This window comes from Haloferax sp. DFSO52, assembly GCF_048158745.1.
GTDB lineage: Archaea > Halobacteriota > Halobacteria > Halobacteriales > Haloferacaceae > Haloferax.
Window position 1 is genome coordinate 43,760 of sequence record NZ_JBLOPB010000002.1, and the last position, 17,913, is coordinate 61,672.

Genomic DNA, 17,913 nt, shown 5'->3' on the forward strand with positions numbered 1-17,913 from the left:
TTGTCGATGCCAAACAGTTATGGGCGTGGTCGTGGAGCCACGTTTATGGGTACACTGGATTCCGGACCGCGCACGATCAAATCGGTCCAGACGACGTTTGCTCTCGTCGACGAACTCCTCGAACGAGACGGCGCTGGCGTCACCGAACTCTCGACCGCGCTCGGCTGTTCGAAGACGACGGTGCACACTCACCTCTCGACACTGTCTCGACTCGGCTACGTCACGCAAGATGGAGACGAGTACCGTGCAAGCCTTGGGTTCCTCACGACCGGAAACCGAGTCCGGGAGAACTTCGACCTCTACCGGTACGGATACTCTGTTGCGAACTCGCTCGCAGAGTCCACAGGCGAAGTCGTCCATCTCGCCGTCGAGGAAGACCAGGTAGTTCACTTCGTACACGCGAGTCGTGGTGGCCCCGACGCGATCGAGTCGGTGACCCCAATCGGCCGAACTGCGTTACTTCACGCGACCGCTGTCGGGAAAGCGATGGTAGCACACATGCCCGAAGAACGTCGAGAAGCGATTCTCTCAGAGGAGTTAGCGCCGATGACTTCGCGGACGATTACCGACCCTGACGTGCTTCGCGAAGAACTCGACCAAATCCGTGAACAGGGATACGCTGTGAACGACCAGGAGCAAGTACTGGGTGCTCGGTCGGTCGCCTGTGCGGTGAAATACACCACGGGTGAACTCATGGGTGCAATCGTCGTGAGTGGGCACGCCTCACGCTTGAACGACGCCAGTATCGAGGAGCTGGCGGTCAGTGTCAGAGGTGCAGCAAACCAGATCGAGATCGAGCAAGGGTGATGACCGAAATTCCCTGAACACACGGCTCTCTTGTTTGGTACTGGCAAACGGTCTGTCGTCTGTCATCGAATATCTTGTCTGCCATCGAATCTCATTACACGTCTACGTGCGTCATGCTTTGTCTCCGATCGTTCCTGTTCGACAGTCTCTGCGTACGACTGCAGTGACAGTGAATCGTCCTTCACCTGCCCAGCGTCTTCTTCTTCGAGTGTGGCAACGGTTTCGATACGACGAATCTGGCATTTTGTGAAATCACTCGACGAGCGAACCTGTCTGTTGTATTCGCTCACTGCCGACTGCGATACTACCGAGCACGGTACGTTTGTCGATGCCAAACATTGGGTGGCGGATCTCCAGCACCACCCTCGACCTTCGGTTTTGCAGCGGTTCTTGCGTCGGCGGGACAGGAGAACCGTCTATCGACGGGAGCCGGAGAAACGCTTCACTGTGACAAGCGTACTTCTGTAATGGATATCTCAGTTCAGGTGTATCAACGCAGGCCCAAGGGTGAACCTCACCAACTTTCCCGCACACCCAGTTGTCCTCTCTTCTCATCGAGATCTCCACTCATTGGTCGCTTGGATTCCCAACTGAGATTTTCGGTTCTCAGGGCTCATACTCATCGTATTCGCCGAATTCAGATACTCTACTACTCGTTCCTCATCCGTTCAGAAAGGATATTATTTGACTCCCTGTAGAGATTTGCAACACATGATTGATTCATTATATTTAAGACGACACTCTCTCAGAACTTCCATTTTCGTGTGGTAGCGTCCGTGAAAATGGCTCTTCAGTAATATACGTCCTGTAAGAAATTGTGTTGTTCTATGTCTACCAAACAATTTCCTGATAGATACGTTTTCAGACATACTCATCTGGGGTGTCTGAATCTCGGTAACCGAATGCCAGATTCAGTACTGTGGACTCTGCTGACTCCGCTGACGAGCGCACTGGAAGGTGGCGTTTCGAGACGCTTGGCTAGAACTCGTGACTTTCTCCTGGCCACAGTGCTGGTTGCAGAACACGGGCGCAGTTCGTCTCGCTGGCAACTAGAGGCTCGCCTCCACTGTTGGATGGCACAAAAAAGACCGACCGAAGCAGTCAGATAGCGATTCGGGTGCGCTCAGTTGGAGTTCGTTTCGATGGTGACCGTGACTGACTGGTCTTCGACTTGGAGCGTATAGTCACCGGGGGTGGCACGAAGCGTTCCATTCGACTCGACACGCCCGAGCGACGGCGCGTCGATGTCGATTGCCACCGTCTCTGTCGTTCCGGGTTCGACCGAGACGCGTTCGAACCCACAGAGCTCTCGGACGGGAGTCACTCGTGTGCCTGCATGACCGGTTGCGTACACCTGTACGACGGTCGAACCGGCGCGTTCACCGACGTTCTCGACCGGAACCTCGACCGTGGTCGTCCCGTGAGGTGGGATGGTCTCGTTGGTGACCGATGGTGACCCGAATTCGAAGTCGGTGTAGCTCAGCCCATGGCCGAACTCGAACAGGGGGTCGTACGACGGGAGATGCTCCTCGGGACCAATCGGCGTTGGATTCGGAAAGTGGTTGAACCGGGTCGGGAGGTGACCAGCGGACCGCGGGAACGAGATCGGCAGTCGTCCACTGGGGTTGCTCTCACCGAAGAGCGTCTCTGCCACTGCCTGTCCGCCCATCGTTCCGGGATAGTACGCCATCAGCAACGAGGGCAGGTTCTCTGCCATCCAGTTGACGGCCAGTGGTCGCCCCGCGACGAGAACCCCGATGACTGGCGTTCCAGTCTCGTGGAGGGCTTTGAGCAGGTCTCGTTGTGCATCGGGAAGGTCGATGGTCGCGCGGTTGGGGAACTCGTCCGGTTCGGTGCCGCTTTCGGCAGTCGGGCCGAACTCGTGGAGATACCAGTTCTCACCGACTGCGACGACAGCCACGTCCGCGTCTTCTGCGGCGGCCACTGCAGCATCGATGTCGAGTCGCTCGTTCATCGTGGCTCCCTGTTCGTACGTCACCGTCCCACTGCAGACGGACTCGATTCCGTCTCTGATGGTGACGACGTCAGTTCCCGCAGCGTCGGGAACGCTCCATCCACCGAGTTGGTGGATCGGGTTGTCGGCGTTCGGCCCTGCGACGAGAACGTCCGCGTCGGGGTCCAGTGGGAGCGTTCCATCGTTCTGGAGGAGCGTCATCGACTTTCGCGACATCTCGAGCGAGTCGGCGCGATGACGTTCGGTTCCGACGACATCCCGCGCTTCGTTCGGGTCGACGAACGCGTCTTCGAACAGGCCGAGGCGGAATTTGAGTCCGAGGACACGCCTGAGACTCTCGTCGAGTACTTCATCGGAGATTTCACCGGCTTCCACGAGGGAGACCAGGTGTTCTGCGTGCGCAATGGCATCGACCGATGCAACGTCCAACCCTGCGTCACGCGTCATCCGAACTGAATCTCGGTGGTCGCTGGCCACGAGGTGGTCTTCGTGGAGCATTCGAACACCGTTCCAGTCTGAGACGATGGTTCCGTCGAACCCGAGTTCATCACGGAGCAGTTCTGTGAGGTACTCCCGTGACCCGTGGGCTGGACGCCCGTCGATGGCGTTGTAACAGGGCATGACGGACGCGACACCCTCGTCGAGTGCGTCGAGGAACGACGGTAAGAAGACGTTTCGAAGGAGATACGAAGAGACTTCGACGGGAGCAGTGTCTTCCCCGCGTACCGGCTCACTGTAGGCGGGGAAGTGCTTGGCCGTGGCGACGACCGAGTTGGGGTCGTCGAGGCCGTCGCCTTGATAGCCACGCACCATCGCGGCGGCCAACCGACCGCAGAGATATGGGCTTTCGCCGAACGTCTCGAAGGTCCGCCCCCATCGAGGTTCACGTGCGACGTCACAGGTTGGCGAGTAGTTCTGGTGTGCGCCCGTCTTCCTGACTTCCGTTGCGGTGATATCCGCTGCAGTCTCTGCGCCTGCTTCGTCCCAGGTTGCCGCCATCCCGAGTCCGTTCGGGTACGCCGTCCCCTCTGCGACGTATGCGTGCCCGTGGACCGCATCGACGTTGAACAACAGTGGGATTCCGAGTCGCGTCTCCGAGAGCGCGACTTCCTGGAGGCGATTGACCGTCTCGACGATGTCGTCCAGACGAGCGTCGACAGCACCGGCCCACCCGAACGACGCGACTGCGCCGACGTTGTACGCTTTGATTTCGTCTTCGACGTCTTCGACCGTTTTGAACTCGCCGAGTTGCCCGGCCCAGGTCCCGACGAGTTGCCCCGCCTTCTCTTCGATGGTCATCCGTTCGACGAGGTCATCGACCCGTTTTTCGGTCGAGAGAGTGCCATCTCTGTATGGGGGGCGCGTGCTTTCTGACTGCATACTGCGAAGAGAAATGCGCTGGTATTTATAAATTTGCCAACCGGTGACAGACTGGTCGCCTAGCCGGTCTCGTTCAGCGAAGCAGCGACGACCAGCCCGGACTTCGTCACCCGAACCCGTTGATTCACCGCGACATCTTCGAACGTCCGGGTCGTTCCGTCTGGCCAGCTGACTTCGAGCGTAACCGTCTCGTGGTCCCCGACGCCGACGTGTTCGACGCGAGTATCCTGCGAGAGATAGTCGACGTTGGCTGTCTGGTGGACGACGTGAGCGCGCGTGTCTGTGCGGACTGTGACGACGGACCCGAGCGCCGTTGCACCGTTCTCGTCGACGACGCGGAACTGGAGTGACCCCCGCCCAGACGTCTCGGCGGCGTTGTCGTACACGACGAAGGAATCGTCGTACGTCGCGACGACGAGTTCCTGTTCACCGTCGTGGTCGAAGTCGAGTGTTGCGAGTCCTCGGCCATCGGTCTCGGCCATTCCGTGGGTGGTCGCGTTCACACTGGTGAATCCGTCACCACCTCCCTGGAAGACCATCGGATAGGTGTACACTGGGTTGTCTCGGTCGATGCGGACGACGACCTGTGTCGTGTGAATCAGGTCTCGGTCCCCGTCGTTGTCGAAGTCGGTCGCACTGGTGGCCCACCCCCACCCTCCGTGGCGGACGCCCAGTTCGTCTGCGTGGTCGGTGAACTCGCCGTTGCCTTGGTTGACTAACAGCGTGTTGCCTTTCGTTCGGCCGGAGTGGATGACGAAGTCCAGCAGCCGCTTGAGGCGTTCGTAGCGCTCTTTGGACATGTTCCCTTTCAGCTTCGGGAACCAGATGTTGGAGACGAACACGTCGGGACGACCGTCTGCGGTGACGTCGGCAACTTCGGACGCCATCCCGTTTCGTGCCGTCGACCCAGCGAGTGTCCGGCGGTCGAACGTTCCGTCGCCGTTGTTGACGTAGAGCGTGTCGTTGTTGTAATCGTTCGCGACGTGGATGTCCGGATAGCCGTCTCCGGTCAAGTCGGCAAAACTCGCTGCCAGACTCCAGTGGTTCCCGGAGATGCCCGTGGCGTCGACCCGGCGGAACCGCCCATCGACGTTCTCGTAGAGATAGTTCGGATTCCCGTTGTCCTCCGTAATTCGCTCGTCGAGACTGAAGTAGCCGTCCGGTTTGCGGTCTGACCACGGCCCGGACTGATAGACGAACAGGTCGGTGTCGCCGTCACCATCGTAATCTGCTCCCGTCGCACCGAGCGGATAGGAGAGATTTCCGACACCGTACTCGGTTCGGACGAACTCGCCACCCCTGTTCCGGAACGACACGACCGAGCCATCTTGCATAAACAAGAACAGGTCCGTCCAGCCATCCCGTTCGACGTCGAGAAAGACGGCGCTCTTGACGCTGTGGTCGAGCGATGGGAGCGCGTCAGTCCTGACGAACTCTCCGCCTTCGTTCACGAACAGCGCCGGTTCGTCGCCACCGATGGTCAGGAGGTCCGGCCACGAATCGCGGTTCACGTCGGCGACGTAGACGCCGGAGTTCCCGCTGCCGACCCCACTTCCGACTGCCTCGTAGTCGAGCCCAGACTGTTCCGTAACGTCGGTGAACGCGAGTCGAGGCGCTTCGGGAGTCTCAGAATTCTGTTCGAGAGCCGCAGGGCCGAGCGTGACGCCGGCGAGAACCACTGCGAACACCAGACCGACCGAAAACACGCGTCGAGTCTCCATTTAGACCACCGGCAGTGCCCGTTTTTCGCGAGGCGGTGCCAGATACGAACCTCGGCGTATCGTCTCGAGGTAATCGACGATGCCGTGGTTTTCTGCGGGGATATCGAAGTCGTACTCGTCGGGGTTCATCGCCTTGCGCGTCTCGATGAAATCCTCCATGGTTCGCTGGACGGCGTTGAACTGGAACGCAGTCCCGTGATGTTGGCTGGTTGCGACGCCCTCCGTCCGGCGCAAGATGCGTGGTTCGAACTCGTCGTCTCTGGCCAACGCGACTTTCTGCGTGTGTCCGACGCACCCATGTGACTTCGCGTCTGCGTCGATGCGGTCGACATCTTCCTCGGTAATCCCGCTGTCACTCCCGAGTTTTTCGCCCGTCGGCCCCACGTCGTCGGTGCTGTGTGCCGGGCAGAACATCTCGGCGACGCGTTCGTCAGATTGCTGGTCGTACCATCGGTCGAGGTCGATACCGAGTGTCGAGGAGGCGATGGTCGTCCCACCGGCGAACGGTCCCGACGACAGCGTGACTGCGTCCTCCTTCGGGAGGTTGTCGCGGAATCCGGACTTGAACCCCATCGAGAGCGGCGCGTCTTCTGGAATACGGTCTTCGTCTAGTTCGTCAGCCGGAATCCCCTTTCCGACGAGGCCAGTGTGACGTCCCGCCTTCGAGAACACACCTTCGAACGTTGCCTCGACGGGGACGCCGTTTACTTCGTCGAGTCCGCCAAACAGCGCTTCTTCTGCGCTGAGCACGATCGACCCGATGTCGCTCGTCAGGAGTACGATGGCGTCGTACGAGTCTGCCTTCGCGGGGTCTTCACCGACAGCATCGAGCACGCCTTCGGGCGTCGTCAACGAATCGGGTGTCTGCCCCATCGCCTCGAAGTAGCGGGGGGCGTACCCCAGCATGAAGAGTAGTCCGCGGTTGAAGACTGCACCAGCGTTCCCGCCAGTTCCCCACTGGAAGGCACGTTCGAGCGTTTCGAGGGCGCGTTCTACCTGTTCACGCTCGGCGTCCGTCGGTGGAACCGACCCCTCGTACTCGAGCCCGATTGTCACGAGTTGCTGGGGTGGGACCGTGTTTCCGTGTGCATCCCGAACGAGGAACGACCCCCACCGGTGTTGTCCGGTCGGGATGGTTTCGAGGTCGCCTCGGGGGAACTCGGGCGACGCGGACTGTTCCTGTTCGGTGGGAATCGCTGTCTTCTCTGTTTTCGTTCGCTCTCGCTGCATACACGCCGTGAGGGCACTCGTCCCGCCGATCGCCACCGCTGCCGTGACGAAGTCGCGTCGGGAGAGCCCCCGGTCTCTGTTTGGGGCCACTGACCGTGGTAACGATTGACACTATTTAGTTCTTGCGCAGTTCAGGCCGTCAAAAGGCGGCCTGTGAGCGCTGAGCGTCGTGACATCGCTGTCAAATGTGGTGTCCCATCCCAATGTTTATTAACAATGGGTCAGGTTCTGTATCAGTACGCCATGTCAGACAGTACTGACCGCTTTAGCGACCTGATTAGCCGACGCCATTTCGTCGAACTGACTGGAGCAACCGGAATCGCTGCCCTCGCGGGTTGCAGCGGTTCCAACGAGGACACCGGAGGTGAGACGTCCGGCGACGATTCAGGCGACACCACTGAATCCGGCGGGGGCGGTTCTGGTGGCGAGGATTCGGAGTCGGGTGGGACGACAGTTCTCGACAAGAAGCTGATCGGTGCCACGAACAACGGCGTCCCGACGAACCTTCACCTGAACCCGGAAGCGACCCAGAACTACGACCCGCGCGCAGGCAACTTCGTCTTCGAGCGATTCGCGGCTTACAACTTCAACACGAAGGAGTTCGAGATGGGCGCACTCGAAGGGTGGGCCATCGACGGTGAGACGGTGACGCTCACGCTCCGCGACGACCTGAAGTGGGACACTGGCGAGGACGTGACCGCTCGTGACGTCCTGACCCAGTTCCGCCTCATGAAGAAGATGGGCGCGTCGCTCTGGGACTTCACCGAGAGCGTCGAAGAGGGCGACGACGACAAGACGGTCGTTCTCAACCTCAAACGACCATCCAATCCGGAGGTCATCAAACACACGCTCGCCAACGGTTCGCTCCGACTGTACGCCTACCACCCGACCTTCGAACAGTTCCTCGACAAGGACGCAGAGGAACTCCAGCAGTTCAAATGGGAAGGCGACGTGGTGGCGAGTGGTCCCTTCTCGGTCGAGTCGAAGTCCAAGCAGTCGTGGGAACTCACGCGGAACCCCGAGTACTACGGCGCTGACAACATCAACTTCGCCGGTATCTCGCTGCTCTCGCGGGGAGACAACACCGCGCTCCAGCAGGGCCTGATGGGCCGCGAACTCGACTTCGTCACGAGTCTCTTCGCACCGCCGAAAATCGTCGCCAACTTCCCCGACTCCGTCGAAGAGATTGCCATCTCCGCGAAGTGGGGATACGGCGTCCTGTTCAACCACGACGACCCAGACTTCGGGAAGCGAAAGGTCCGGCAGGCCGTCGCCCACGTCATCAACCGACAGCAGGTCGCCGAGAATGCAGGGCCGCGGACGAAAGCACCCGCACCGAAGGTCACTGGTGTCGCCCCGAACGACCAGGAAACGTGGCTCGGTGACGCGTACGACTCCTTCGAGAGCTACGGCATGGCAGAGTCGCAGACGGACAAAGCCGCTGCACTGCTTCGCGAGGCAGGCTACTCGAAAGAAGGCGGCACGTGGAAACACAGCAGCGGACGAACGCTCGGCGGCACGTACTACACGCCTGCTGGGTGGACGGACTGGACCACGGCGACGAACACCGTCGTCGACCAGCTGAACGCTTTCGGCTTCGACTTCGAAATCAGCCAGAAGCCGACTGGCGACTACTTCGGGGGCTACATCGAGGGCAACTTCAAGATGGGTGCATTCTACTGGATGCCCGGCGGAGCACGCTCGGCGTTCCCGTACTTCCCACTGCGCTGGCAACTCAACATCCCGGACATCGACGGCGGTCACAACTTCCCAGAGGGCGAACAGACCGTCCCCGGAATGGACGGCGGCGAGATGACGATCGACCCACTGTCGGAGATACAGGAGGTTTCGACCACGCAGGACCGGGCCAAGACGGAAGACCTCATCCAACGTGTCGCGTGGCACCACAACCAGAACCTCCCCATTCTCGGACTGGTGTCGAAGCTCGACCAGTCGTGGCTCACTGACGACGACTGGGCCATCCCGGAGGAAGGCAGCGACGCACGAGCAGTCAAGTGGCCAAGCGAGTGGCTCCCCCGCCAGGGTAAGCTCCAGGCCAAGAAATGACCGGACAGGAAAACCGAAACGATGAGTAACTACTACGTTCGCCGGACGGCCAGAGTGTTCGCCACCATCTTCGCGGTGGCAACGCTGACGTTCGGACTGATTCGCCTCCTCCCCGGCGGTCCGTTCACGCAGTTGCGCGCGCAACTGCTCCGGCAGGGAGTCCCGGCATCGGAGGTCGACGCTCGGATTGCGAATCTCCAGAACATCAACCCCGACGCCCCGCTCTGGCAGCAGTATCTGGACTACATGAGTTCGGTCGCACAGGGGAACCTCGGCGAGTCGATATCGCTCGGTGAACCGGTCGCACAAATTATCGCCGAAGCGGTGCCGTGGACGGTGTTCGTCGTCCTCGTGTCGACGATTCTCATGTTCGCTATCGGCATCTTCCTCGGGTCGCTGCAGGCCTACTGGGAAGGGTCGCGGTTCGACAAGGCGTTCAGTGGACTCTCGATCGCGCTCATGTCGATTCCGTTCTACGTCGTCGCCGTCATCTTCCTGTACGTCTTCGCGTACCAGTGGGGATGGTTGCCGACGGCAGGAACTGTCGGTGCGAGCGTGGAGAAGGAACTGAGCATTCCGTTCCTCATCAGCGCGCTCGAACACAGCGTCTTGCCCATCCTCTCGTACACGCTGGGCGGGATTGGTGGACAGGCGCTGGCCATGCGTGGGAACAGTATCCAGGTGCTCGGTAACGACTACGTCCGCGTCGCCAGACTTCGCGGTCTCGCCGACCACCGAATCGCGACGCGGTACGTCGCGAGAAACGCCATCCTTCCGATGTACACCGGATTCTTGCTGCTCTTGGGCTTCCGTCTCTCGGGAACCGTCATTCTGGAGCAGATATTCTCGTACACTGGCCTCGGGTACTACATGTTCGCCGCACTCAAGGCGAACGATTACCCGCTCATGATGGCGACGTTCCTCGTCATCACCGTCGCACTCATCGTCGGCGTCTACATCGCCGACCTGACGTACAGCAAAATCGATCCACGAATCAGCGCCGGAGGGTCAGATGAAGCGTACTGAAGGCGACGAGTCCAGCACGCTGGTTACAGACGGTGCAGGTGTCGATTGGCGAGGGTCGAATTCGTCGTCGGTGACGCTGACGCGTGAGGAGCGACTTCGGGAAATCTACGAGGAAAACGTCCGAAAACCGATGGTCGTCGCGTGGGCGGACAGCAGAACCCGACTCGGACTGCTCATCATCGGCTTCTACATCCTCGTCGCCCTCGTTGCCATCTTCGGTCTCTGGAGAGAACCGTCGACGAGTCAGGCCCCCCGATATCTGATGCTGTTCGAGAACATGAACTACCCGCTCGGGACGACTGCGTCCGGGACGGACCTCACTGCGCTCATCATCCACTCGACGCCCGACATCCTGTTGATGGTCGTCTCGGGTGGACTCTGGGCGACCGGCATCGCCGTCCTCATCGGGACCGTCGCTGGCTACAAAGGCGGTTCCGTCGGACGGGTACTGATGTCGATTTCGGACTTCGTGATGGCCATCCCCGGTCTTCCGCTGGTGATGATTCTCGCGATTACGTTCAACCCGAAGAACCCCATCCTGCTCGGTATCATCATCAACATCAACTACTGGGCGGGCCTCGGTCGGTCCATTCACTCGCAGGTGCTGACGATTCGCGAGAACAACTACGTCGAAGCGTCGCGGACGATGGGCGTGAGCACGCCCCGAATCATCCTGAAGGACGTCATCCCGAACCTCATGCCGTACGTGACGGTCAACTTCGTGTTCGCCGCGCGGTACGTCGTGTTCGCATCTATCGGGTTGTTCTTCCTCGGCGTGTTGCCGTACTCCGAGCAGAACTGGGGTGTCACCCTGAACTTCGCGTACAGCGGTGGAGCCCTGTTCTCCTGGAGTGCTGCGCACTGGCTTCTCGTCCCGATGGCCGCCATCATCGGACTCTCTATCGGACTCATCCTCCTCGGGCAGGGTATGGACCGCGTGTTCAACCCGCGCGTCCGCACCCGTCTCGCGGGAGAATCTGAATCGACGGCCACCGACGAGAAAGACACCGGCATGACGGAGGTACTGTAGATGACTGCCGAACAGGATGGGACATCCGACACCACGACATCCATGAAGACAGACGACCCGATTCTCGAAATCCGCAACGTGGCCGTTACGTACGATGGCGGCGAGACGTTCGTATTGGACCACGTGAGTGCGTCCATCGAACGCGGAGAGATTCTCGGCATCGTCGGCGAGAGTGGCAGCGGGAAGTCTATGTTCGCCGACTCACTGCTCGACGCGATTCCCGACCCCGGGCGGCTCTCCGGTGAAATTCTCTACCACCGCGACGACGGCACCACCGTCGACGTGCTGGAGCTCTCGGACGACGAACTCCGTGAGTTCCGGTGGGAAGAGGTGGCGATGGTCTTCCAGGGGGCGATGAGTTCGTTCAACCCCACGATGAAGATTGGTGGGCACTTCACGGAGACGCTGAAGGCGCACGACGCAGACGTGTCTTCGGGGATGGAGTTCGCGCGGGAACTCCTCTCAGACCTGTATCTCGACCCGGAGCGGGTGCTCGACTCGTATCCACACGAACTCTCGGGTGGGATGCAACAGCGGGCGCTCATCGCCCTGTCGCTCATCCTCGAACCCGAGGTGCTGGTGATGGACGAACCGACCGCCGCACTCGACCTCCTGATGCAGCGGTCCATCCTGACGCTGCTCGAAGACTTACAGGAGAAGTACGACCTGACGATGGTGTTCATCACCCACGACCTGCCGCTGGTCGCAGAACTGGCCGACAGAATGGCCGTGATGTACGCTTTCCAACTCATCGAAGTCGCCGACCGTGAGCAACTCATCGGGAACAGCGGTCATCCGTACACGCGCGCGTTACTCAATGCCACGCCTGACATTGAAGCACCACTCGAAGAGATGCGACCGATAGCGGGGCAGAGCCCAGCACCCATCAACGTTCCTCCGGGGTGTTCGTTCGCACCGCGATGTCCACTCGCGACCGAAACGTGTCGAGTCGAAGACCCTGCGTTCACACAACTCGAATCCGGTCACACCGTCGCCTGTCACCATGCGGAAGAGGCCAGAGACGAGATTGCGCTCCACTTCGACCGTCACGAGGACTCGGTTCCTGCCTCGGGAGGTGACGGACAGTGAGTCGCGCCGACGAGGGTGCGACCGAGTCCGACCGGGGCGACGAACCACTCGTCTCACTCGAAAACGTTGAGGTCCACTTCGAAAAAGAGAAAGAACTACTCGAGTTCTTCGAGGACCCCGACGTGGTTCGGGCCGTCGATGGCGTCTCGCTCGACATCGAGGAAAACGACGTGCTCGCGCTCGTGGGCGAAAGTGGGTGTGGAAAGACCACACTCGGAAAGACGACAATCGGGCTTCAGCGACCCACCGGTGGGTCGGTGAAGTACAGAGGACAGGACATCTGGGCCGCGAAGGACGGACACGGAGAGATTCCGTTCGACGAGATTCGCTCGTCACTCCAGATTATCCACCAGGACCCGGGGAGTTCGCTCAACCCCAACCGGCGGATTCTGAAAATCCTCGAAGAACCAATCAAACTCACCCACCCCGAGGTTGGTGCCAGCGAACGCCGCGAACGGATTCACGCGCTTCTCGAACGCGTCGGGATGAACCCTGCCGCAGACTTCGCCGACCGGTATCCACACCAACTCAGTGGCGGGGAGAAACAACGAGTCGCACTCTCCCGTGCGCTGTTGATGAATCCCGACGTCATCCTGGCAGACGAGGCGATCAGTGCGCTCGACGTCTCGTTGCGAGTCGAGATGATGGACCTGATGCTCGACCTGCAGAAAGACTTCGACACCTCGTTCGTCTTCGTCTCACACGACCTCTCGAACGCTCGGTACTTCGCAGAACACGGCGACGGCCGTATCGGTGTGATGTATCTCGGGAACCTCGTCGAAGTCGGCCCCGCTGACAGACTCATCGAAGACCCCAGTCACCCGTACACGAACGTGCTGCGCTGGGCGACGCCCAATCTGTCTCGAATGGCAGACGACGCAGGTGATCCTCCGATGCGAAAAATCGACATCCCTGACCCGGTTAATCCGCCAAGCGGATGTCGGTTCCACACTCGCTGTCCAGAGGCACGAGAAGCGTGTCAGAACGTCACCCCGCAGTTGTCTGACGAGACGGACGGACACCGAGTTGCGTGTTTCAGAGACGACTCGGACCACGACTACTGGGACAGCGACCCGATAGAAGACTGAGGCCATCGAGGGCCTTCGATGTGACCTCACCACTTCGTGCAACTTTGAACGGGGAGTGTCGGCCCCGTCGTGAACGGAATATCTGACTGTTCAGTTGAATCGGGAACTTGATACGCCGTGCTCGTGAGGCCAGTGTATGGCACGTCTTGAGACCGTCGTCGATGTAATTTGCGACCAGCGTGACCGGTTTCCGTTGTTCGTCGCCATCGCCATCGTGATGGGGCTCCTTCTCGGATTCTCGCTCCTCTTTCTCGAACCGGGGACTGCCGCGTACGCGATCGCGCTCGTCGATGTCATTCTCGTCGTCGTCATGCTGGTTGGCTTCGGTGGCGGCTATTGGCTCTGTACGAAGCGGTCGATGGAAGAGTAAGAGGAGTCGCAGGAGAGTCGCGAGCGGGTTCGTCTCCGTCTGCACTCGCCGAGGGGCGTGTCGCTCACCTGTCGAGGAACGCAGCAGTTGTCACCGCGTATTCAGCGACAGCTTCGTCCGGGTCGTCGGCAGCCACCTGTCGGAGGGTGGGAACGACCGAATCGGTACCGAGATACCCGAATATCTCGATGGTCCGGGCTCGCACACTCGGCTTTCGTGACGAAGACAGTCGAGGAGTGCGTCGTCCACAGCCACGACACTGGGGTCATCTCGTGCGACCGCAGAGAGAGCCGTGAAGCCCGCACCGACGACGAGTGGGTCTGTCGAGTCGAGCGCCGCTCGTATTTCGGCTGTCTCTACGTCGTCAGGGTGGACCCAGTTCGGATGGACATCCGCCAGTGGTGACTCACCAGCATCGAGCATACTGTGTGACAGACGCTCGCAAGTTCACAAATACGTGTCGGTGGTCTGCCTGCCCCCGAGTAGCTAGTGCTGTCAGATGGTGCCGTCCAAGCGAAAAACATTGACAAAATTACATAATTGAATTTTTATATTTGTGAAATAATAGCAGAACTATTACCTATCTATTTTGGAGGTAGTTCACGAAGTTCTCACGCGGCGAGACCGGAGTCTCTAGCGGATGAACCTTCACCAGTGAATGAACCACGTTAGACAGGAATTTATATAACGGTGTATTCGAGTCGTGGTCATTAGTCTCGACTGGTTTCGATGCTGTGTCGAGAGTGGGGTGGACGTATTACCTCACTCACCACCCATATTGGAAGGTCAATGATGGATTCTTATCTGTTTTCATAACACTATGTATAACTGGTAATTTGTGGAAATACCTTTGCTGTAGCTCTTTGAGAATCTGAGATGTACGTCGCTGTCGGGTCGGCTGGTTCATCGTCACGACACCGAACCTGCTCGCATCGACACAGAATCTGCTACTCAGCTATAAGATTGTTCGAGTACTCTAGTACGACACCAACTGGAGATTCTGAGATGATATGAGAGAAATCCTCACGATGTGGCGGGACCCGCGAATGGTCGCTCTCACTGCCGTGATCGCAGCGGTGTACATGACGGCGCTCATTCCGTTCAAAGGGTTCGTCATCGTTCCGGGGTTCACCGAAGTTCGGCCAGCGATTGCCCTCCCTGTCGCACTTGGGCTCTTGTTCGGTCCGGCGGCAGCGTGGGGTGCAGCCATCGGTAACCTTCTCAGCGACGCGTTCGGTGGGACGCTCAGTGCTGGAAGCGTCTTCGGATTCGTCGGGAACTTCTTCAGCGGGTTCGTGGCGTACAAACTCTGGGGGAACCTCGGTCGACTTTCGTCTCAAGAAAAACCGACCATGCGGACACTTCCGCAACTCGCCGAGTTCGTCGTCATCTCCTTCGTCGCTGCGGCGGGCACTGCAGCCATTATCGCGTGGGGACTCGACCTCTTGGGGCTGTTTCCGTTTTCGCGGTTCGCACTCATCATCTCGTTCAACAACTTCCTCGCTGCTGCTATCCTCGGCCCACCGATTCTGTATCTCCTCTATCCCCGACTCGAGGCCGCACAATTCCTCTACACGGATATCATGGGTGACCAACTCGCCCCGGAGATTCCTGCCGAGCGCCAACACACCGCCGCGGTCGGACTGGCAGCAGTCGCCTCCGTCTGGCTGGTCGGCGGCATCGTCATCGGTATCGTGGTTGTGGGAGTCCCATTCGAAGTCCCAGTCACCGGTATCCAACCGGGGACCGGTGGCTCGACGCTCCAGGCCGTCTTTGGTGCCGTCGCATTTGTTCTGTTGCTCGGGTTCAGTGCCCTCTCTTTAGGGTGGTCCCTCCGAGGCCAGTAATTCGGTCTTCAATACGCTGACAGCCTCTTCCAACTAGAACCCACCCCTTCGGTTCCGAAATTCGTGACTGGCTACTGATTGCTGTCTGATTCACACCAACTCAGTACATATCGTGAAATAGTGAATTGTATTTAATATTTAATCGGGCTAATTATCTACTACACTAAGCGGGTGCCTTCCGCGTGTGGAGCGACCAACGTGACACAGTACAGGGGCCAGTTCAGGGGGTTGTTGAGTCGGCCTCCGGGAATTGGTGGGAGTGAGGGCGAGGACGTTCGCCACGCGACGTGGTTAGAACTGTTCTTCGATCTCGTCTTCGTCGTCGCAATCGCAGAACTCGGAAGTTACCTCCACCACCATTTGACACTGCGGGGAGTTCTGGGGTTCGCAGGTCTCTTTCTCATGATCTGGTGGGTCTGGCTCGGATTCAGTTACTACGCAGACCTCTTCGATACGGACGACCTGCTCTCTCGATTGATGATGGTTGCCTCGATGTTCATCATCATCTTCCTCGCGCAGACAGCCGACGACGCACTCAACGGAGAGTCGTTCGCGTTCGGATTAGCGATTCTCATTCTTCGGGCAATTATCACCGTCTTCTACTACCGAGCCCAGCACATCGAAGGTGCAGAAAAACGGTTCGTCCAGTACTTCACCATCTCCAACGTCATTACGACGGCTATCATCGGATTATCGTTGCTCGTCCCTGAACCCGGTCGACTCGGCCTCTGGGGTGCTGCTGTGGTCATCAGCCTCGGCGGTGCATCTGTCATCTACACCGCCACCGGTGTCGTCGTCAAACAGACGTCTCACCTGCCCGAACGCCTCGGACTCTTTACCATCATCGTCCTCGGTGAGACTGTCCTCGCTGTCTCGTTCGGGACGTCCATCACCGACCCCGGACCGGAGACGCTCATTATCGGTGCGCTCGGCTTCCTCGTCGCTGTCTCGATGTGGTGGCTTTACTTCCGCCACTTCGACGAAAACCTCATCGACCGGATTCTCAACCCAACGTCCGAATCGTGGCTCAATGCGAGACAACGAGGGCTGGTGTACACGTTCAGTCACTACTTGACGCACATGGGAATCGTCGCCGGCGGCGTCGGCATCATCATCCTGTTGGAGTCGTCGCTGACCGGCCACGCGCCAGAACCCGGCGGAATTGGTGTCGTGGGTGGTGGCGTCGCGCTGTTCCTCGTCGGCACAAGTTTGGCTCACCGGTCGATTCCACACAGCATCGACAGACACGTGTTCAGGATACGGATGCTCGTTGCGGCTGGGTTATTCCTCTATCCGGGGCTGGGAATTCAGATGTCTTCGATCGTCACCCTCGTCCTCGTCGCGGGGTTGTTGCTCGCCGTCATCGCGCTGGATTTCCGGGCACCGAAAACGACACCCCGACAACTCGACGCCGACGTGGAACACTGACCGTCGAACTCCGACCGAGAAGACACCTGCATCGCCGAGAGTGGAGGCACGCTTTTGCGCAAAAGTGACGTCTAGGCTGTATGAACCGGAGTCGTACTCGGGGAGACGTTCCGTCCGAAGTAGAAGAACTTCTCACGGGCGAACTGGTCGTTGCTCACCTGGCGACGTGCGCTGACAACCGGCCCCACTCAGCCCCGCTCTGGTATCGGTACGAAGACGGGGTCGTCGAGATACTCACCACGGGCGTCAAACTCGCGAACATTCGGAAGAATCCGAACGTGTCGATATCGATGGAACAGGACCACGACGGAATCCCGGAGTGGATGGTCACGATCCGCGGCACGGCAACCATCATCGAAGACGAAGACGAGATTCGGAAAGCGAACACGCGAATCAACCGAAAGTACGGTGTCGAAGACGACGCGTGGTCCGAGAACGTCCTCGTACACATCGACGTTGGGTCTGTCGCCTACAGAACGTACTGACGCGCTAACGCCGTAGCATCACGACGGAACTCGTGACTCCTGAACGGGCTACGGCGCTTTGATGTAGCCGTAGCCTTCGTCTTGCAGTCGTGCGAGTGCACCGGACCCGGATGGGACAGACTCGGCACCGGGGAGTAACTTGTCGTCTGAGACGCCCATCCCGTGAAGTGCGTTCTCGCAAACTAACAGGGAGACACCCCACTCTCGGAGCGCGTCGACCATCTCACGGTTCGACGCCGTTGCCTCGACGAACATTCTGACGCCGGCCCCGTTTGCGACGACTGCGACATCGTCACCGACTGTGTAGACGCTCTCGTCGTTCAGCATGTTCAGGATGTTCACCATTGCGTGCTCCTGGTCTCGCGGGTCT

At 59.3% G+C, this 17,913-nt stretch carries 16 protein-coding genes; 11 read left to right on the forward strand and 5 right to left on the reverse strand.

All coding sequences use genetic code 11. From position 1 onward, the window contains the following. Positions 1-45 precede the first annotated feature (45 nt). Complete coding sequence (locus ACK3SC_RS09895; protein ID WP_416840014.1) at positions 46-807, forward strand: IclR family transcriptional regulator; 762 nt, start codon at positions 46-48, stop codon at positions 805-807. Between the two features lie 1,123 nt (positions 808-1,930). Here the strand turns inward: ACK3SC_RS09895 and ACK3SC_RS09900 are convergent. From ACK3SC_RS09900 to ACK3SC_RS09910, 3 genes are read right to left on the reverse strand one after another with little or no spacing between them, the layout of a single operon-like run. Continuing rightward, a complete protein-coding gene (locus ACK3SC_RS09900; RefSeq protein WP_416840015.1) occupies positions 1,931-4,162 on the reverse strand; it encodes a glycoside hydrolase family 3 N-terminal domain-containing protein in 2,232 nt (743 codons plus the stop codon). 59 nt (positions 4,163-4,221) lie between these two features. After that, a complete protein-coding gene (locus ACK3SC_RS09905; RefSeq protein WP_416840016.1) occupies positions 4,222-5,883 on the reverse strand; it encodes a CRTAC1 family protein in 1,662 nt (553 codons plus the stop codon). Continuing rightward, positions 5,884-7,203: a hypothetical protein gene (locus tag ACK3SC_RS09910; RefSeq protein ID WP_416840017.1), complete on the reverse strand. Its 1,320-nt coding sequence runs from the start codon at positions 7,201-7,203 to the stop codon at positions 5,884-5,886. A 153-nt stretch (positions 7,204-7,356) separates the two neighbouring features. On the opposite strand from ACK3SC_RS09910, the gene ACK3SC_RS09915 reads away from it, so the two are divergent. The 6 genes from ACK3SC_RS09915 (at position 7,357) to ACK3SC_RS09940 (ending at position 13,783) form a co-directional block, all read left to right on the forward strand. Beyond that, entirely contained in the window at positions 7,357-9,180 is a 1,824-nt protein-coding gene (locus ACK3SC_RS09915; protein WP_416840018.1) for an ABC transporter substrate-binding protein, read from the forward strand. 21 nt (positions 9,181-9,201) lie between these two features. Further along, positions 9,202-10,206, forward strand: coding sequence for an ABC transporter permease (locus ACK3SC_RS09920; protein WP_416840019.1), 1,005 nt, complete (start codon positions 9,202-9,204; stop codon positions 10,204-10,206). After that, complete coding sequence (locus tag ACK3SC_RS09925) at positions 10,193-11,236, forward strand: ABC transporter permease (RefSeq protein WP_416840020.1); 1,044 nt, start codon at positions 10,193-10,195, stop codon at positions 11,234-11,236. The genes ACK3SC_RS09920 and ACK3SC_RS09925 overlap by 14 nt, the downstream gene beginning before the upstream one ends. After that, positions 11,237-12,325: an ABC transporter ATP-binding protein gene (locus ACK3SC_RS09930; RefSeq protein ID WP_416840021.1), complete on the forward strand. Its 1,089-nt coding sequence runs from the start codon at positions 11,237-11,239 to the stop codon at positions 12,323-12,325. Further along, the gene (locus ACK3SC_RS09935) at positions 12,322-13,413 is read left to right on the forward strand and encodes an oligopeptide/dipeptide ABC transporter ATP-binding protein (protein WP_416840022.1); all 1,092 of its coding nucleotides are present in this window, start codon (positions 12,322-12,324) and stop codon (positions 13,411-13,413) included. The genes ACK3SC_RS09930 and ACK3SC_RS09935 overlap by 4 nt, the downstream gene beginning before the upstream one ends. Positions 13,414-13,549: 136 nt before the next feature. After that, a complete protein-coding gene (locus ACK3SC_RS09940) occupies positions 13,550-13,783 on the forward strand; it encodes a hypothetical protein (RefSeq protein WP_416840023.1) in 234 nt (77 codons plus the stop codon). Positions 13,784-13,847: 64 nt separating this feature from the next. Here ACK3SC_RS09940 and ACK3SC_RS09945 read toward each other — a convergent pair whose 3' ends face one another. Beyond that, positions 13,848-13,988 (reverse strand): hypothetical protein, encoded by a 141-nt coding sequence (locus ACK3SC_RS09945; protein WP_416840024.1) that lies wholly within the window; start codon positions 13,986-13,988, stop codon positions 13,848-13,850. 11 nt (positions 13,989-13,999) lie between these two features. On the opposite strand from ACK3SC_RS09945, the gene ACK3SC_RS09950 reads away from it, so the two are divergent. The 4 genes from ACK3SC_RS09950 to ACK3SC_RS09965 all read left to right on the forward strand — a co-directional run bounded on the left by ACK3SC_RS09950 (position 14,000) and on the right by ACK3SC_RS09965 (position 17,543). After that, positions 14,000-14,188: a hypothetical protein gene (locus ACK3SC_RS09950; protein ID WP_416840025.1), complete on the forward strand. Its 189-nt coding sequence runs from the start codon at positions 14,000-14,002 to the stop codon at positions 14,186-14,188. A gap of 605 nt (positions 14,189-14,793) precedes the next feature. After that, positions 14,794-15,630 (forward strand): QueT transporter family protein, encoded by an 837-nt coding sequence (locus tag ACK3SC_RS09955; RefSeq protein ID WP_416840026.1) that lies wholly within the window; start codon positions 14,794-14,796, stop codon positions 15,628-15,630. Positions 15,631-15,828: 198 nt separating this feature from the next. Next, positions 15,829-17,058 carry a low temperature requirement protein A gene (locus ACK3SC_RS09960; protein WP_416840027.1) on the forward strand — a complete coding sequence of 410 codons (1,230 nt, stop codon included), beginning with the start codon at positions 15,829-15,831 and terminating at the stop codon, positions 17,056-17,058. Between the two features lie 80 nt (positions 17,059-17,138). Continuing rightward, the gene (locus ACK3SC_RS09965; protein ID WP_416840028.1) at positions 17,139-17,543 is read left to right on the forward strand and encodes a pyridoxamine 5'-phosphate oxidase family protein; all 405 of its coding nucleotides are present in this window, start codon (positions 17,139-17,141) and stop codon (positions 17,541-17,543) included. A gap of 48 nt (positions 17,544-17,591) precedes the next feature. Here ACK3SC_RS09965 and ACK3SC_RS09970 read toward each other — a convergent pair whose 3' ends face one another. After that, the gene (locus tag ACK3SC_RS09970; RefSeq protein WP_416840029.1) at positions 17,592-17,888 is read right to left on the reverse strand and encodes a DsrE family protein; all 297 of its coding nucleotides are present in this window, start codon (positions 17,886-17,888) and stop codon (positions 17,592-17,594) included. Between the last annotated feature and the right edge of the window lie 25 nt (positions 17,889-17,913).

Excerpts from the sequence above, each read along its gene's own strand:
- ACK3SC_RS09925 (WP_416840020.1), top strand. The coding sequence starts at position 10,193 with ATGAAGCGTACTGAAGGCGACGAGTCCAGCACGCTGGTTACAGACGGT.
- ACK3SC_RS09940 (WP_416840023.1), top strand. The coding sequence starts at position 13,550 with ATGGCACGTCTTGAGACCGTCGTCGATGTAATTTGCGACCAGCGTGAC.
- ACK3SC_RS09915 (WP_416840018.1), top strand. The coding sequence starts at position 7,357 with ATGTCAGACAGTACTGACCGCTTTAGCGACCTGATTAGCCGACGCCAT.
- ACK3SC_RS09955 (WP_416840026.1), top strand. The coding sequence starts at position 14,794 with ATGAGAGAAATCCTCACGATGTGGCGGGACCCGCGAATGGTCGCTCTC.
- ACK3SC_RS09920 (WP_416840019.1), top strand. The coding sequence starts at position 9,202 with ATGAGTAACTACTACGTTCGCCGGACGGCCAGAGTGTTCGCCACCATC.
- ACK3SC_RS09930 (WP_416840021.1), top strand. The coding sequence starts at position 11,237 with ATGACTGCCGAACAGGATGGGACATCCGACACCACGACATCCATGAAG.
- ACK3SC_RS09900 (WP_416840015.1), bottom strand. The coding sequence starts at position 4,162 with ATGCAGTCAGAAAGCACGCGCCCCCCATACAGAGATGGCACTCTCTCG.
- ACK3SC_RS09905 (WP_416840016.1), bottom strand. The coding sequence starts at position 5,883 with ATGGAGACTCGACGCGTGTTTTCGGTCGGTCTGGTGTTCGCAGTGGTT.
- ACK3SC_RS09970 (WP_416840029.1), bottom strand. The coding sequence starts at position 17,888 with ATGGTGAACATCCTGAACATGCTGAACGACGAGAGCGTCTACACAGTC.
- ACK3SC_RS09895 (WP_416840014.1), top strand. The coding sequence starts at position 46 with ATGGGTACACTGGATTCCGGACCGCGCACGATCAAATCGGTCCAGACG.
- ACK3SC_RS09965 (WP_416840028.1), top strand. The coding sequence starts at position 17,139 with ATGAACCGGAGTCGTACTCGGGGAGACGTTCCGTCCGAAGTAGAAGAA.